Below are 15,920 nucleotides of genomic sequence, written 5' to 3'. Positions count from 1 at the left end.
AGCCCACCACGCCGCCGCAGCCCGCGCCGCCCCCGGCCGGCCAGCCGAACCCGTCGGGCTCCACGGGCTGAGCTCCCCCAACAGCTGTTCAGGGTCGCGTTGACCACGTTACGTGAGCGTATGGGCGGGAACTGTGTGCATGGAGTAACCATCTGTGGTCGGGGGGACCTATGCGTGCACTTCGGGCCGGGCTCCTCGCGGCCTGCTTGCTCGTGGGTCACTGCCCACCGGTCGTGGCCGAGCCGCGCCCGTCCTCGCGCGAGGTAGAACGGGCCCGCCAGACCGTACGCGAGCGGTCGAAGGAGCTGGGCCGGACGAACGCCGCGCTGGCCACGGCCCAGGCCCGGCTGGACGAGCTGGCGGCCGAGGCGGGGCGGCTGGTGGAGGCGTACAACGGGGAGCGGGTCAGGCTCCGGCAGGCGGAGGAGGCCCGCGCGCAGGCGCAGGCCCGGCTGGTGGCGGCCGACGCCGAGGTCGAACGGGTCCGCCAGGACGTCGCCCTGCTGGCCACCGACGACCACGGCGGCCTCGGCCTGATGAAGCCGCTGGTCGGCATGATCCTCGACCAGGGCGGCACGGACGGTTTCCTGCACCGGGCGGGCATGCTCGGACACCTCAGGAGCGAACGCTCCGCGCTGCTGCGCAACATGCGCGACGCGCAGGAGGTCGCGGCGATCCTGCGGGCGCAGGCGGCCAATGCCCACGCGGCCCAGCGGGCGGCCGCCGAACGCGCCCGGCTGGCCAAGGCCGCCGCCGGGGAGGCCGTGGCCAGGCAGCTCCGCGAGACCAGGGCCCTGCGCGTGCGCAAGGACCGGCTCCAGCGCAAGGTGGACGCCGCCCGCACCCGCGCCGAGCTGCTGGCCAGGAAGCGGGCCGCCGCCGCGCGGGGACTGATCACCGGCGGCTCGGCCATGGGCGACGTGGCCGCGAACTGGGCGCTCACCCAGCTCGGCAAGCCGTACGTGTGGGCGGCCGACGGCCCCGGCTCCTACGACTGCTCGGGGCTGACCATGCGGGCCTGGGAGCGGGCCGGGGTGCGCCTCGACCACTGGACCGGCACGCAGTGGACCTCGGGCCCGCGCGTGCCGCTCGACCAGCTACGCCGCGGCGACCTGTTGTTCTTCGGCCACACCGCCGACCCGTCGGCGATCCACCACGTCGGCATCTACGTCGGGCGCGGCCAGATGGTGCACGCCCCGCAGACCGGCGACGTGGTGCGGGTGGCCTCGATCTGGCGCGGGGACCTGGTGGGCGCCACCAGGCCCCGCTGAGGAGGTCAGTGGTGACCCTCCTCCTTGGCGCGCCGGAACGAGCGCTCGATCTCGGCCTCGGCCTCGATGCGCCCGACCCAGTTGGCGCCCTCGACCGACTTGCCGGGCTCGAGGTCCTTGTAGACCTCGAAGAAGTGCTGGATCTCCAGCCGGTCGAACTCGGAGACGTGGTGGATGTCCTGGATGTGGTGCATCCGCGGGTCGGTGGACGGGACGCACAGGACCTTGTCGTCGCCGCCCTTCTCGTCGGTCATCCGGAACATCCCCACCGCGCGGCACGTGATGTAGCAGCCCGGGAACGTCGGCTCCTGGAGCAGCACCAGCGCGTCGAGCGGGTCGCCGTCCTCGCCGAGGGTGTTCTCGATGAAGCCGTAGTCGGCGGGGTACTGCGTGGAGGTGAACAGCAACCGGTCGAGCCTGATCTTTCCGGTTTCGTGGTCCACTTCGTACTTGTTCCGTTGCCCCTTGGGAATCTCAACGACAACGTCGAACTCCACCGCGGTTCCTCCGCTCAGGCCCCCGGGAACCCCCGGCTGGGCGTTAATGTCTCGTAGGCGAACACAGGAGAGAGGGCAGGCGACGTGGCGCGGCGCGACCGGTGGGTGATGCTGACCACGCTCGTCGTGCTCCAGACGGTGACGATCGCCATCGCGATCTACGCGATGGCCACCGGTTTCAGTCTGGCCACCCTGACGGGCGGGGCCTCACCGACCGGGCCGACGGCGTCGTCCCCGGCGGAAGCTTCCCCCGTCCCCGTGGTCACCTCCGGGCCTGTGCTGGCCCGGCTTCCGGCGAAGTCCGGAGACGGACCTCTCCCGACTAAGAGTACTTTGACGCGGCAGCTCACCGACGCGGTGGGGGACCGGGCGCTGGGTGATCGGGTGGGCGCCGTGGTGATCGACACGGTGACCGGGGAGCGGCTCTTCGGGGTCAATCCCGACGTGGCGGTCACGCCGGCCTCGACGACCAAGGTGGTGGTCTGCGCCGCCGCGCTGGCCTCGCTCGGCCCCGACACCAAGCTGGCCACCCGGGTGGTCCAGGGCGGGAAGCCCGGGGCGATCGTCCTCGTCGGCGGCGGCGACCCGATGCTCGCCGGGCCGTCGGCCAAGCCGACGTACCCGAAGCAGGCCGGTCTGAGCGTCTTGGCAGCTCGTACGGCGGCCGCGCTCAAAAAACAGGGCGTTCAAAAAATCACGCTTTCTTACGACGCATCGCTCTTTGTCGGTCCGGCGAAGGCCGCCGGGTGGAAGCCGAACTACATCCCCGACGGCGAGGTCGCGCCCGTCTCCGCCCTGGCCATCGACGAGGGCCGGCAGGACCCGCGCTCCAACAGGCCCCGCGTCTCCGACCCGGCCGAGCACGCCGCCGAGGCCTTCGCCGGGCAGCTGGCCAAGCGGGGCATCAAGGTGTCGGGCTCCGTACGCCCGGCCAAGGCGCCCGCCGGGGCCGCCGAGCTGGCCCGGGTCGAGTCGGCGCCCCTCTACGCCCTGGTCGAGCACACCCTCACGCGCAGCGACAACGACTTCGCCGAGGCCCTGCTGCGGCACACCGCCATCAAGGAGGGCCAGGAGGCGTCGTTCGCGGGCGGCGCCAAGGCCGTGAACACCGTGTTGCGCCGCCTCGGCGTCACGCAGCCGGTCGCGCTCTCCGACGGCAGCGGCCTGTCCATCCGCAACCAGATCGCCCCGAGCACGCTGGCCCAGGTCATCGCCATGGCGGGCTCGCCGCAACATCCCCGGCTGCACGCCGTCGCCTCCGGCATGCCGATCGCGGGCTTCTCCGGCACGCTCGGCAACGGCAGCCGGTTCACCTCCGGCGACAGCAAGGACCAGGTCGGCCTCGTACGCGCCAAGACCGGCACGCTCAACCACGTCAACACGCTCGCCGGCCTGGCCACGACGAAGGACGGGCGGCTGGTCACGTTCGCGTTCATGGCCGACCGTGTGCCGGTCAACGCCGAGCCCGTGCTCGACCGGCTGGCGGCCATCGTGTCGCGTTCCTCCTGAGCGGGCCTTCGCGGCTTTACCTCCGAGCACGTACGGTGGACGTTATGCAGGTGATCGACTGGGATCTGGCCGTCACGACCGGCACGCGCCTGGTGCGCCCCGGTCCTCAGGTGAGCCGGGAGGAGGCCAGGCAGGCCGTCACCGAGCTCCGCACCCTGTCGCGCGAGGCCGAGGGCCACGTGCGCGAGTTCACCAAGATTCACACCGACACGGCGCCGCAGACGGCGACGATCGTCGACCGGCCCGGCTGGATCAGGGCCAACGTCGAGGGCTTCCGTGTGGTGCTCGAGCCGCTGACGCAGCGCATGGGCAACAGCACCAACCCACCGCCGGCCATCGTCTCGGCCGTGGGCTCCCGCATCACGGGCGTCGAGGTCGGGGCCGTGCTCGCCTTCCTCGCCTCGCGGGTGCTGGGGCAGTACGAGCTGTTCCTGCCGCCCGACCCCACGGGGCAGGAGCCGGCCGGCCGGCTGACGCTGGTCGCGCCCAACATCGTGCACGCCGAGCGCGAGATGGGCGTGAATCCCCACGACTTCCGCCTGTGGGTCTGCCTGCACGAAGAGACCCACCGGGTGCAGTTCACCGGCGTGCCGTGGCTGCGCGAATACGTCCGCGGGCAGATGACCGAGTTCCTGCTCGCCTCCGACCTCGACCTGCCCACCCTGCTCGAGCGCCTGCGCAACGCCGCCGACACCGTCGCCGACGTGGTGCGGGGCGGCGAGGGCAACCTCATCGACGTCATCCAGTCGCCCCACCAGAAGGAGATCCTCGACCGGCTGACCGCCGTGATGACCCTGGTCGAGGGCCACGGCGACTACGTGATGGACGCGGTGGGCCCGTCGGTGGTGCCCTCGGTGGCCGACATCCGCGCCAAGTTCGCCCAGCGCCGCGAGGGCGGCTCCCGCCTCGACCGCACCGTCCGCCGCCTGCTCGGCATCGAGCTCAAGATGAAGCAGTACGCCGAGGGCTCCGCGTTCGTCCGCACGGTCGTGGACCGCGTCGGCATGGACGGCTTCAACAGGATCTGGACGTCACCGCAGACCCTCCCGACGCATCAGGAGATCTCCGACCCGACGTCCTGGATCGACCGCGTCATCGGCACTCCCGCGCTCCCGGCCTGACCCGCCCGCCCGGGCGGGCGGCCGCCGCAGGTGCGGGAGAATGCAGGCGTGGGGCCGCATCCAGCCGTAGCCGACGTGCGCAGGGCCGTGCGTGAGGCGCTGGCCGACGTCCAGCGCGACGCGCTGGTGCTGGCGGCGTGCAGCGGCGGCGCAGACTCGCTGGCGCTGGCCGCGGCGCTGGGCTTCGTCGCGGCCCGCATGGGCCTGCGCGGCGGCCTGCTCACCGTCGACCACCGGCTGCAGGCGGGATCCGCCGAGCGGGCCCGTACGGTCGCCGAGATCGGCTCTCGCGACCTCGGCCTCGACCCCGCCGAGGTGCTCACCGTCACGGTCGGCGCCGCCGGCGGGCCGGAGGCGGCGGCGCGCGAGGCCCGCTACGCCGCGCTCGCCGAGGCCGCCGACCGGCTCGGCGCCGGCGCCGTGCTGCTCGGCCACACCAGGGACGACCAGGCCGAGACCGTCCTGCTGGGCCTGGCCAGGGGGAGCGGCCCGAGGTCGTTGTCCGGCATGGCCGCCGTCACCGGCCGCTACCGCCGTCCGTTCCTCGGCCTGCCCCGCGCCACCACGGTCGCCGCCTGCGCGGCCCTCGGCCTCGACCCGTGGGACGACCCCCACAACGACGACCCCCGCTTCACCCGGGTGCGCGTCCGGCGCAGGGTGCTGCCCGTGCTGGAGGCCGAGCTCGGCCCGGGGGTGGCCGAAGCGCTCGCCAGGACCGCGAATATGGCCCGCGAGGACGCCGACGCCCTCGACGAGTGGGCCGAATCCGCGTACCAGAATTGCGCTCTAAGCGATATCGGCGCGGCCGGGAAGCCGGTGGAGCTGAGCGTGGCCGAGCTGGAGACACTGCCCGACGCCGTCAGGCGGCGGGTCCTGCGGCGCGCGGCCCTCGCCGCCGGGGCTCCGTCCGGGGCGCTCTTCGCGACCCACGTGCTGGCCGTGGACCGGCTGGTCACGCGGTGGCACGGGCAGAAGGCCGTTGACCTGCCCGGGGGTCTGACCGCTGTGCGGCGGTATGGCACCCTGATACTCGCCATCAGTCCCATCGCGTAAGGAACCACAGGTGGACGCTGCCGACATGGGCCACGACCTCGAGAAGGTCCTCATCCCCGAGGCCGAGCTCCAGGGCAAGATCAAAGAGCTGGCCGCCCGGATCGACGAGGACTACGCGGGCAAGGACGTCCTGCTCGTGGGGGTGCTGAAGGGCGCCGTCATGGTGATGGCAGACCTGGCGAGGGCGTTGCACGTGCCGGTGCAGATGGACTGGATGGCGGTGTCGTCCTACGGCGCGGGCACCAAGTCGTCCGGCGTCGTGCGCGTGTTGAAAGACCTCGACACCGACATCTTGAACCGCCACGTGCTGATCGTCGAGGACATCATCGACTCCGGTCTCACCCTGCACTGGCTGCTGGAAAACCTGAAGTCGCGCAATCCCGCCTCGCTGGAGATCTGCACCGCGCTACGCAAACCTGACGCGGTGAAGGTGCCCATCGACGTCAAATATGTGGGCTTCGACATTCCCAACGAGTTCGTCATCGGTTATGGGCTCGACTACGCGGAGCGATACCGCAACCTGCCCTTCATCGGCACCCTGGCTCCGCACGTTTATCAGTAGCGTTCGCACATGGCCGGGAACACCGCGCAACGTGACGTACGTTGAAAGGGCAAGGCCGGTGTAGCGGGCGGGTCCCTCCGTGCGCTCTGCCGGTGTACCTTCAGACATCTGGAGGGTGACCGCGTGTCGCCTTCGGGTAGTCAGAAGTCGCGGTGCCGGATGCCGCGGCCCCGGGCCAGCCCGGGGTTCCAGGCCATGGTCAGGAAGGGACGGGCCCGCAAGGGGTTCCGCATCGGATGGATCTCAAGCGATTTACACGTGGGCCACTGCTGTGGATCCTGGGCATCGTCGTGCTGCTCCTGCTCGTCACGCAGTTGTTCGGTGGCGGCGGAAATTACAAGACGGCCGACACGTCCTTGGTCCTTCAGCAGATTCGCGCCGGAAACGTCAGCAACGCCAAGATCGTCGACAAGGACAACCGGATCGAGGTGACCCTCACCAACCCGGTCTCGGTCAAGCCTGGCGACGCACCGACCAAGCTGATCCAGTCCGACTGGGTCACCGGCTACGGCAGCAAGCTGACCGACGAGCTGCAGGCTCAGGTCGACGCCGGCAAGACGAAGAGCTTCACCACCGAGGTGCCCCAGGACAACATCCTGGTCAGCCTGCTGGTGAGCTTCCTGCCGATCGTCATCATCGTGCTGCTCTTCCTGTTCATCATGAACCAGATGCAGGGCGGCGGCTCGCGTGTGATGAACTTCGGCAAGTCCAAGGCCAAGCTCATCACCAAAGACACCCCCAAGACCACGTTCGCCGACGTCGCCGGCGCCGACGAGGCCATCGAGGAGCTCCAGGAGATCAAGGAGTTCCTGCAGGCCCCGGCCAAGTTCCAGGCGATCGGCGCCAAGATCCCCAAGGGCGTGCTCCTGTACGGCCCGCCCGGCACCGGTAAGACGCTGCTGGCGCGCGCCGTCGCCGGTGAGGCCGGCGTGCCGTTCTACTCGATCTCCGGCTCCGACTTCGTCGAGATGTTCGTGGGTGTCGGCGCCTCCCGTGTGCGCGACCTGTTCGAGCAGGCCAAGGCGAACGCCCCGGCGATCATCTTCATCGACGAGATCGACGCCGTCGGCCGCCACCGCGGCGCCGGCCTGGGCGGCGGTCACGACGAGCGCGAGCAGACGCTCAACCAGCTGCTCGTCGAGATGGACGGCTTCGACGTCAAGGGCGGCGTGATCCTCATCGCGGCGACCAACCGGCCCGACATCCTCGACCCGGCGCTGCTGCGTCCCGGCCGGTTCGACCGGCAGGTCACCGTCGACCGTCCCGACCTCGAGGGCCGCAAGGGCATCCTCAAGGTCCACGGCCGCGGCAAGCCGTTCTCGCCCGACGTCGACCTCGACGTCATCGCGCGCCGCACCCCCGGGTTCACTGGCGCCGACCTGGCCAACGTGATCAACGAGGCGGCCCTGCTCACCGCGCGGGCCGACCAGAAGCTGATCACGATGGAGGTCCTCGAGGAGTCGATCGACCGTGTCATGGCAGGGCCCGAGCGCAAGACGCGGGTCATGTCCGACAAGGAGAAGAAGATGATCGCCTACCACGAAGGCGGTCACGCACTGGTGGCGCACGCGCTGCCCAACTCCGACCCGGTCCACAAGATCACGATCCTGTCCCGCGGCCGCGCCCTCGGTTACACGATGACGCTGCCGATGGAGGACAAGTTCCTGGCCACCAGGTCCGAGATGATGGACCAGCTCGCGATGCTGCTCGGCGGCCGCGCGGCGGAGGAGCTCGTCTTCCACGAGCCCACCACCGGCGCCTCCAACGACATCGAGAAGGCCACCGCCGTCGCCCGGCGCATGGTGACCGAATACGGCATGAGCGAGGCGCTCGGCGCCCGCAAGTTCGGCACCGGTCAGGCGGAGGTCTTCCTCGGCCGCGAGATGGGTCACGAGCGCGACTACTCCGAGAAGATCGCCTCCACGATCGACGAGGAGGTCCGCCGGATGATCGAGACGGCGCACGACCAGGCCTGGGACATCCTGGTCCAATACCGTGACGTGCTCGACAACCTCGTGCTGGAGCTCATGGAGAAGGAGACCCTCTCCCGCCAGCAGGTGCTCGAGATCTTCGCCCCGGTGGTCGTCAAGGAACACCGCCCGTCCTACGCGGGCTACGGCAAGCGGCTCCCGTCGGACCGCCCGCCGATCCTGACCCCCAAGGAGAAGCAGTCGGCCAACGGCTCGCTCACCGGGGGGCACCAGGAGGCTTTGCCGTCTGGGGACTCTGCGTGACGCACCACGATGTCGATCTGGCACGTATCGAGAAGGCCGTCCGCGAGATCTTGTACGCCATCGGCGAGGATCCCGACCGTGACGGCCTGATCGAGACGCCGGCCCGGGTCGCCCGCGCGATGGCCGAGCAGTACTCCGGGCTCGGCCAGACGCCGGAGCAGGTGCTCACCAAGGTCTTCGACGTCGACCACGACGAGATGGTGCTCGTCAAGGACATCGAGGTCTACTCCACGTGTGAGCACCACCTGGTGCCGTTCCACGGGCTGGCGCACGTGGGGTACATCCCCAACGCGCGCGGCCAGGTGACCGGCCTGTCGAAGCTGGCCCGTCTGGTCGACGTGTACGCGCGCCGCCCGCAGGTCCAGGAGCGCATGACCTCGCAGATCGCCGACGCCCTCATGCGGGTGCTGGAGCCGCGCGGGGTCATCGTGGTGGTCGAGGCCGAACACCTCTGCATGACCATGCGGGGCGTGCGCAAGCCGGGCGCCAAGACGGTGACCTCGGCGGTGCGCGGCGACTTCCGCACGAGTGACAAGACACGAGCCGAGGCGATGGCGCTGATCCTGGGCCGGTGACGACCGAACGAGGTACCCACGATGTCAAGACGTATGGGGAAGCGCCTAGGCTTGCACCCATGACTAGCGTGCCCATCAACGTGCCGGGAGGTGCGGATCGGTGCCTCGTCATGGGTGTGGTCAACGTGACACCCGATTCGTTCTCCGACGGCGGCATGTGGTTCGACGAGGCGGTCGCCATCCGGCACGGCCTTGACCTGGTCGGAGAGGGTGCCGACATCGTCGACGTGGGCGGCGAGTCCACCCGCCCCGGCGCGGCGCGCGTCTCCCTGGAGGAGGAGCTGGCCCGGGTCGTCCCGGTGGTCAGGGCGCTGAGCTCCCAGGGCGTGGTGGTCAGCGTCGACACGATGCGCGCCGAGGTCGCCAGGGCCGCGGTCGAGGCCGGCGCCAAGATCGTCAACGACGTGAGCGGCGGCCTGGCCGATCCCGAGATGCCGCGCGTGGTCGCCGAGACCGGAGTCACCTACGTCGTGATGCACTGGCGCGGCCACAGCCGTGACATGCAGTCCCGCGCCGTCTACCAGGACGTGGTGGCGGAGGTCTGCGCCGAGCTCAGCAAGCGGGTCGACCTCGTGCTCGCGGAAGGCGTGACGGAGGCGCAGATCGTCCTCGACCCCGGCCTCGGCTTCGCGAAGAACGCCGAGCACAACTGGGCCGTGCTGGCCGGCATCCCCACGCTGGCCGAGCTGGGCTATCCGCTGCTCATCGGCGCGTCCCGCAAACGTTTCCTGGGGCGGCTGCTGGCCGGCCCCGACGGCACGCCACGGCCGTTCGACCGTAGTGACGACGCCACGACGGCCGTGACGGCGCTGGCGGCGCACGCGGGAGCGTGGTGCGTACGCGTCCACAAGGTGGCCCCCAACGCCGATGCGGTTCGCGTGGCCGCGGCATGGAAGAGAGCCGGAGCAGGCAGATGAGCGTCGACACCGCAGCCATCGAGACGGTCAACCAGGAGTTCTACGCCGCCATCGAGAGCGGCGACCTCGACAAGATGACGGAGATCTGGGCCGAGGACTCCCCTGACGACCAGGTGACCTGCGTCCATCCCGGCTGGACCCTCCTCCAGGGCCGCTCCGAGGTGCTGCGCTCGTGGGCGCTGATCATGGCCAACACCACCTACATCCAGTTCGTGCTGACCGACGTCAACACGACCGTGCTGGGCGACGTGGCCGTGCTGACCTGTGTCGAGAACATCCTGACCGCTGGGGAGGAGGGTGAGGCCAGCTTCGCCGCGGGGAAGGTGGTGGCCAGCAACGTCTACGTCCGCACCCCCCAGGGCTGGCGGCTGTGGATGCACCACGGTTCGCCGGTGCTCCAGGGTGACGACGACGATGAGGAGGAAGGCGAGCTTGAGCGCTGATCGCATCACCCTCAAGGGCCTGCGGGCCCGCGGGAGGCATGGCGTGCTCGCTGCCGAGCGGGAGCTCGGGCAGGAGTTCGTCGTCGACGCGACGCTGTTCCTCGACACCGCGCCGGCCGCGGCCGGCGACGACCTCACCAAGACCGTCCACTACGGGGAGCTGGCCCAGGCGCTGGCCGAGGTCGTGGAAGGCGAGCCCGTTCAGCTCATCGAGACGCTGGCGCAGCGGCTGGCCGACGTGTGCCTGGCCGGCGAGCTGGTGCAGCGGGTCGAGGTGAGCGTGCACAAACCGGCGGCGCCCATCCCGCTGCCGTTCGACGACGTGGTCGTGACGATCGAGCGGAGCCGCGCATGAAGGTGGTCCTGTCTCTCGGCGGCAACCTGGGCAACCGGTTCCAGACGTTGCAGGGTGCCGTGGACACGTTGTTCGACGCGCCGGGGCTCGAATTCGTCAAGGCGTCCCCCGTCTACGAGACCGACCCCGTCGGCGGCCCCGGCGGGCAGCGGCCGTACCTGAACGCGATCGTGATCGCGGAGACCACCCTGGAGCCGCGTACGCTGCTGGAGCGGGCGCAGAGCGTGGAGAACGCCTTCGGCCGCGTCCGCGAGGAGCGGTGGGGGCCGCGTACCCTCGACATCGACCTGATCGTGGTGGGCGACACCGTCTGCGACGACCCCGATCTCACGCTGCCTCACCCCCGGGCACACGAGCGCGCGTTCGTGCTGGTGCCGTGGGCGGCGGTCGACCCCGAGGGCGTGCTGCCCGGACACGGCCGGGTGGCGGAGCTTGCGGCGGGGCTCGATCGCCAGGGGGTACGCCTGCGCGACGACCTGAAGCTGCAGAGGCCCGATTGAAGCCCACACATCCCGGTCACCTCGTCGGAGTCCTGATTGTCGTCGCCCTGGTCGCGTGGGCGGTGATCTCGCGGGTCTACGCCGACCTTCCCCTCATGCCCTGGACGGCGATCCCCACCGTGCTGCTGCTCGCCATCGGTGAGGCCTACAGCGCTTGGGTGACCAAGGCGCGCATCGCCAGGAAGCCCGGCACCAAGCCGGTGGAGCCGCTGGCCGTGGCCCGCCTCGCGGCGCTGGCCAAGGCGTCGGCGTACGCGGGGGCCGGGTTCGGCGGGTTGTTCGCCGGGTTCGCCCTCTACACGGTGCAGCTGCTCGACCGTGACACGCCGCGTACGGAGTTCTTCGTCGCGACGGGGTCGTTCGTGTCGTGTGTGGCGCTCGTCTGCGCCGCCCTCTACCTGGAGCACTCCTGCCGCATCCCCAAGGAGCAGGACGAGGCCGACCAGCGCGACTAGTGCTCTTCGGGCAGTCCCTCGGCGGCCGGGCGGGAGCCGCGGCGCAGGCGATCGTGCCACATGTCGCGTTGCAGCAGGCGCAGCGCGCGGCGCAGGACGTCGCTGGGCCGCTCGCCTTCCCGCAGGGCGGCACGGATGATCCGCTCGTCTTCGGCGTTGGCCCGGAAGGCGATGTCAGCCATGACCCTGAGCTTATGGACCCGCCGGCGCCCCTGTCCCGGGTTTACTCGCCGTCACTTGTCTATGTCGCCCACGACGAAGAACATCGAGCCCAGGATGGCCACCATGTCGGCGACCAGGTGTCCGGGCAACATCTCGCGCAGCACCTGGATGTTGCTGTACGACGCCGAGCGCAGCTTCAGCCGCCACGGCGTCTTGTCGCCCTTCGAGACCAGGTAGTAGCCGTTGATGCCGAGCGGGTTCTCCGTCCACGCGTACGTGTGGCCCTCGGGGACCTTGAGCACCTTCGGCAGCCGCTGGTTGATCGGGCCGGGCGGGAGTGAGCGCAGCTTCTCCACGCAGGCGTCGGCCAGGTCGAGCGAGACCTTGAGCTGGTCGAACAGCACCTCGAAGCGGGCCCGGCAGTCGCCGGCGCTCCGGGTGACGACCTTCACCGGCAGCTCGGGATAGGCCAGGTACGGCTCGTCGCGGCGTAGGTCGAAGTCGACGCCGGAGGCGCGGGCGATGGGGCCGCTGACGCCGTACTGCATGATCTGCTCGCGGGTGACCACGCCGACGCCCTTCGTGCGGGCGATGAAGATTTCGTTGTGCAGGATGAGATCCTCGATGTCGGGCACGCGGCGGCGGGTCTCGCCGACCGCCTCCGACACCCGGTCGAGCCAGCCGTACGGCAGGTCCTCCTTCAGGCCGCCGACGCGGTTGAACATGTAGTGCATGCGCCCGCCGGAGATCTCCTCCATGACGGCCTGGATGCGCTCGCGCTCGTTGAAGGAGTAGAACAGCGGCGTCATCGCGCCGAGCTCCAGCGGGTACGAGCCCAGGAACATCAGGTGGTTGAGCACCCGGTTGAGCTCGGCCAGCAGCGTACGCGCCCACACGGCCCGCACCGGGGGCTCCATGCCGAGCATGCGTTCGGCGGCCAGCACCACGCCCAGCTCGTTGGCGAACCCCGACAACCAGTCGTGCCGGTTGGCCAGCATGATGATCTGGCGGTAGTCGCGGACCTCGAACAACTTCTCCGCGCCCCGGTGCATGTAGCCGACGATCGGCTCTGCGGCGGTGATGCGTTCGCCGTCGAGGGTCAGCCGGAGCCGCAGCACGCCGTGGGTGGATGGGTGCTGCGGGCCGATGTTGAGGACCATGTCCTCGGTGGCCAGCTCTTTCGCGCCCGCGCCGATTCCCACCACGCGTTCCGTCATACGGCCATGCTGCCACCGTCCCGGTGGGCGGGCCAGCGCGGGGGATGGTCAAGAGATGGCATGAAACGCATCCCGAAGCCTGACATGGGGAGGAATACGGGGAACGGGGGAGATAGCACCATGAAGAGAGTTGTGTTTGATATTGCCGCGCTCATCGCGCGGATCGCTACTGGCGTGATCTTCGTGGCCCACGGCTGGCAGAAATGGCAGGGCGGACACAGAGCCACGGCTCAGGGTTTTTCGGAAATGGGGATTCCGATGCCTGACCTGGCCGCCGGGTACGCGATGGCGGTCGAGATGATCGGCGGCGTCCTGTTGATCCTCGGTCTGCTGGTGCGGCCGGTGGCGCTGCTGTTGCTGGTCAACATGCTCGGCGCGATCGTGTTCACGCACTGGGACCGGGGTGTCCTCGTCTCGGAGGGCGGTTGGGAGCTTGCGGGTGCGCTGGGGGCGCTCTGCCTGCTGTTCCTGGCGCTGGGCGGGGGGCGGCTCGGCTTGGACGGCATTTTCCACTCGATGTTCCGCAGGCGTTCGGAACGCCAGGAGATGGAACGCGAACTGGCCGCCCACACCCCAAGCCGCACCAGAACCGACACCGACACGATCGACACCGAACCGCGCGACACCACCATGCCGGGCGGCACCACGCCGGGCGGCACGACGACCGGTGGCACGACCGGGACCACCGGCCCCACGGCGGCCGGCCCGGTCGGCGCCCCGGAACCCGACCAGCCCACCACGCCGGCCGAGCCCAAGGACACCACCGACCACCCGAAGGTCCCTCGCCAGCCATCGGAACGAGGCTCAGGGAGCAAACTCAGCGACGAGGACATGCGAGACATCGACGCCCTCATCGCCGACGAACCACCCCAACACCGCAAACCACCAAACCGCTAACCACCGGCGACCGGAAGGGCCCACCCCAACGGCCTGGTGCCCTTCCACCCCACCGCGCCTGGCAGAGGTCCCTTTGTGGTGGGTGGGTCTGGCGGGGTGTTCTTCCGTCTCGCCGTCCGTGACTGGGGTGTCTTTGGGGCAGTAGGGGTCTGGCTGAGTGCCCTTCCAGCTCACCGCTCGTGGGCGAGGTCCCTTTGTGGCGGGTGCGGGGTTCGCCGGGTGGTTTTCGGCTCGCGGTCCGTGGCTGGGTGTCTTTGTGGGGCGCGGGGTTCGCCGGGTGGTTTCCGTCGTGCCGTCCGTGGCTGGGGTGCCTTTGGGGGAGGTACGGGGTTCGGGTGGCGGATTGCAGCGTTGCGGTGGCTTTCTGGCCGTGGCGGTATTACCGGGGAGCCGTACCTGGTGGGGGGTTTACGCGTTTGAGTTTGGTCCAGCCGGTCCAGCCTCGTTGCCTTAGTAGTTCGATCAGTCGGCGGGCGGGTGGCACGGTGTCGAATGCGAGCGTGTCCATCAGTGTGACGAGTGGTGACTCTATGTCGGTGTCGTCGACGTAGTCGTCGCCTCGCTCGTCGGCCATGCGCGTGATGTAGGCGGCCAGTTTGTCGGCCAGCTCGACCAGCTCCGGGTCGTCGTCGGCTCGGTCGAGGGTCTGGCTCAGGGTGCGGTAGAAGTCGACGAGCCGCGGGTCGTCGAGTTGCTCCCGTTTGCGTGCCATCCACTCCGGGACCCGCCCGGCCGAGTGCGCGGCCAGCGGGATCCAGCCGTCGCGCTCGGCCTGGACGATTCGTTCGTCGATACCCAGCGCCCGCAGCCGGTCGAGATACGCGACCACCTCAGGGGGCAGCGCCAGGCCGTCACCGGAGGTGAGCCGGGCGATCCGCTCGCGGTGCCGCTGCCGTTCGCGGATCTCCGCCCGCAGCCGCCTGTCGATGTCCGCGATCGCCGCGGCGAACTCCTCCTCCCCGGCCCGCAGCAGTTCCCGTACCCGCGCCAGCGGGACCCCGGCCTCGGCGAGTGTCCGGATCTTGATCAGTTCGACCACGGCACGCGCGTCGTACCTGCGGTAGCCGGAGTGGTCCCGCTCGGGCTCCGGCAGGAGTCCCTTGGCGTGGTAGTGCCGCACCGCGCGCACCGTCACTCCGGCGTACGACGCCAGCTCGCCGATGGTCAGCATCAGACCAGTCTCCAGGAGTCGCTCAGGAAGTCGCGCTCCGGATGATGTGGGCGATGTCCGGCGCATGGGTGAAGACCAACTGGTGGTCGGCGTCGAGCCAGGTGGTCGTGATGTGCGGGTGCTCGCGGACAAGCCGCTCGACGCCGGCACGCCAGTTCTGGTTGAACCGTGCCGCGTGCCCTTCGCCGCTGTCGCCGGCCATCGAGGTCGACATGATCAAGCTGATGGGCCGGTCGATCTTCTCGTACCGGTCGAGGATCTCGGAGCGAATCACATCGATCTCGATGTTCAGGCCGAGAATCTCCTGGGCGGTGAGCAGCACCTGGCGCGCGGTGCCCCGCTCGGCCTCCTGCCGCGTCGCCAGATCCGCCCACATGGCGCGGAACGCCGGCAGGACGGCATCGGTGATGAACGGTTCGGGCACCGGGTTCGCCCCGTCGATGAGAACGAGCTCGGCGACGGTGTCAGGATGCTCGGAGGCGTAGTGCACGGCCAGGTCGGCGCCCAGCGAGTAGCCCACCAGCACGGGCGCCGCGGGCAGGCCGAGGTCTCCCAGCTCCGCCATCACGGCGCCGAGATCGCCGAGAAAGCCCTCGAAGGAGTACCGGTCGGCGGCCGAGGCGAGGCCGTGGCCCCGCAGGTCGAAGGTCACCACGTCGTGGTCGCGCCGCAGCAGCCGGATCAGCTCGCGCAGGCCGGCCTGTGTCGAGTTCAGCCCAGGGCACAGGACCAGCGGTCGGCCATGACCGCCGCGAGACACCGGGATCGTGACGCCGTCGTGGTGGATCGTGAAGCGCCGTACTGTCCTGTCGTCTTTCTCGGCGCGCTCGTCGTACGACTTGCGCAGTCCATCGGCCGCACTGGTGCTCGTGGTCATGCCACCATGCTGAGAGCTTGACCCTGCGTCAAGGTCAAGCGGTGTGGCGACATGACGTCCACCCACCCCGCGACCACCTGGCTTCCGGGCCAGGTCCTGTGCCC

Annotated in this window: 18 protein-coding genes; 13 read left to right on the top strand and 5 right to left on the bottom strand. The window is 69.9% G+C overall.

Annotation, left to right across the window (positions count from 1 at the left end):
• Positions 1-170: 170 nt before the first annotated feature.
• Positions 171-1,271: a C40 family peptidase gene (locus C1J01_RS53250; protein WP_181449148.1), complete on the top strand. Its 1,101-nt coding sequence runs from the start codon at positions 171-173 to the stop codon at positions 1,269-1,271.
• A gap of 5 nt (positions 1,272-1,276) precedes the next feature.
• Here C1J01_RS53250 and C1J01_RS35970 read toward each other — a convergent pair whose 3' ends face one another.
• Complete coding sequence (locus C1J01_RS35970) at positions 1,277-1,768, bottom strand: inorganic diphosphatase (RefSeq protein ID WP_043615308.1); 492 nt, start codon at positions 1,766-1,768, stop codon at positions 1,277-1,279.
• Between the two features lie 84 nt (positions 1,769-1,852).
• Between C1J01_RS35970 and dacB the strand changes: the two genes are divergently transcribed.
• The 11 genes from dacB (at position 1,853) to C1J01_RS35915 (ending at position 11,492) form a co-directional block, all read left to right on the top strand.
• Complete coding sequence (dacB, locus tag C1J01_RS35965) at positions 1,853-3,277, top strand: D-alanyl-D-alanine carboxypeptidase/D-alanyl-D-alanine endopeptidase (RefSeq protein WP_111183432.1); 1,425 nt, start codon at positions 1,853-1,855, stop codon at positions 3,275-3,277.
• 44 nt (positions 3,278-3,321) lie between these two features.
• Entirely contained in the window at positions 3,322-4,398 is a 1,077-nt protein-coding gene (locus tag C1J01_RS35960) for a zinc-dependent metalloprotease (RefSeq protein WP_181449147.1), read from the top strand.
• 48 nt (positions 4,399-4,446) lie between these two features.
• Positions 4,447-5,451: a tRNA lysidine(34) synthetase TilS gene (tilS, locus tag C1J01_RS35955; RefSeq protein WP_111183431.1), complete on the top strand. Its 1,005-nt coding sequence runs from the start codon at positions 4,447-4,449 to the stop codon at positions 5,449-5,451.
• A gap of 10 nt (positions 5,452-5,461) precedes the next feature.
• Positions 5,462-6,013 (top strand): hypoxanthine phosphoribosyltransferase, encoded by a 552-nt coding sequence (gene hpt / locus C1J01_RS35950; protein WP_220040263.1) that lies wholly within the window; start codon positions 5,462-5,464, stop codon positions 6,011-6,013.
• A gap of 236 nt (positions 6,014-6,249) precedes the next feature.
• Positions 6,250-8,247: an ATP-dependent zinc metalloprotease FtsH gene (gene ftsH / locus C1J01_RS35945; RefSeq protein WP_111183429.1), complete on the top strand. Its 1,998-nt coding sequence runs from the start codon at positions 6,250-6,252 to the stop codon at positions 8,245-8,247.
• On the top strand, positions 8,244-8,822 hold the full coding sequence (gene folE, locus C1J01_RS35940) for a GTP cyclohydrolase I FolE (protein ID WP_111183428.1): 579 nt from the start codon (positions 8,244-8,246) through the stop codon (positions 8,820-8,822). Before ftsH ends, folE begins: the two co-directional genes overlap by 4 nt.
• A gap of 59 nt (positions 8,823-8,881) precedes the next feature.
• Positions 8,882-9,739: a dihydropteroate synthase gene (gene folP, locus C1J01_RS35935; protein WP_111183427.1), complete on the top strand. Its 858-nt coding sequence runs from the start codon at positions 8,882-8,884 to the stop codon at positions 9,737-9,739.
• A complete protein-coding gene (locus C1J01_RS35930) occupies positions 9,736-10,182 on the top strand; it encodes a nuclear transport factor 2 family protein (protein ID WP_111183426.1) in 447 nt (148 codons plus the stop codon). The genes folP and C1J01_RS35930 overlap by 4 nt, the downstream gene beginning before the upstream one ends.
• Positions 10,172-10,537 (top strand): dihydroneopterin aldolase, encoded by a 366-nt coding sequence (folB, locus tag C1J01_RS35925; RefSeq protein ID WP_438943169.1) that lies wholly within the window; start codon positions 10,172-10,174, stop codon positions 10,535-10,537. Before C1J01_RS35930 ends, folB begins: the two co-directional genes overlap by 11 nt.
• A complete protein-coding gene (gene folK / locus C1J01_RS35920) occupies positions 10,534-11,037 on the top strand; it encodes a 2-amino-4-hydroxy-6-hydroxymethyldihydropteridine diphosphokinase (RefSeq protein ID WP_111183424.1) in 504 nt (167 codons plus the stop codon). Before folB ends, folK begins: the two co-directional genes overlap by 4 nt.
• A complete protein-coding gene (locus C1J01_RS35915) occupies positions 11,034-11,492 on the top strand; it encodes a DUF3180 domain-containing protein (RefSeq protein ID WP_111183423.1) in 459 nt (152 codons plus the stop codon). Before folK ends, C1J01_RS35915 begins: the two co-directional genes overlap by 4 nt.
• On the opposite strand, the gene C1J01_RS35910 is transcribed toward C1J01_RS35915, so the two are convergent.
• Together C1J01_RS35910 and C1J01_RS35905 are read right to left on the bottom strand one after the other, a co-directional pair.
• A complete protein-coding gene (locus C1J01_RS35910; RefSeq protein ID WP_111183422.1) occupies positions 11,489-11,674 on the bottom strand; it encodes a hypothetical protein in 186 nt (61 codons plus the stop codon). The genes C1J01_RS35915 and C1J01_RS35910 overlap by 4 nt on opposite strands.
• A gap of 51 nt (positions 11,675-11,725) precedes the next feature.
• The gene (locus C1J01_RS35905; RefSeq protein WP_111183421.1) at positions 11,726-12,871 is read right to left on the bottom strand and encodes an NADH-quinone oxidoreductase subunit D; all 1,146 of its coding nucleotides are present in this window, start codon (positions 12,869-12,871) and stop codon (positions 11,726-11,728) included.
• Positions 12,872-12,991: 120 nt separating this feature from the next.
• On the opposite strand from C1J01_RS35905, the gene C1J01_RS35900 reads away from it, so the two are divergent.
• Complete coding sequence (locus C1J01_RS35900; RefSeq protein WP_111183420.1) at positions 12,992-13,768, top strand: DoxX family protein; 777 nt, start codon at positions 12,992-12,994, stop codon at positions 13,766-13,768.
• A 379-nt stretch (positions 13,769-14,147) separates the two neighbouring features.
• Here C1J01_RS35900 and C1J01_RS35895 read toward each other — a convergent pair whose 3' ends face one another.
• Positions 14,148-14,939 carry a MerR family transcriptional regulator gene (locus tag C1J01_RS35895; RefSeq protein ID WP_111183419.1) on the bottom strand — a complete coding sequence of 264 codons (792 nt, stop codon included), beginning with the start codon at positions 14,937-14,939 and terminating at the stop codon, positions 14,148-14,150.
• 22 nt (positions 14,940-14,961) lie between these two features.
• Positions 14,962-15,816, bottom strand: a complete 855-nt coding sequence (locus tag C1J01_RS35890; protein WP_111183418.1) for an alpha/beta fold hydrolase — start codon at positions 15,814-15,816, stop codon at positions 14,962-14,964.
• Positions 15,817-15,920: the final 104 nt, after the last annotated feature.

The organism is Nonomuraea aridisoli (assembly GCF_003236395.1).
Taxonomy (GTDB): Bacteria; Actinomycetota; Actinomycetes; order Streptosporangiales; family Streptosporangiaceae; genus Nonomuraea; species Nonomuraea aridisoli.
This window is presented reverse-complemented; position numbering and strand designations above follow the sequence as displayed.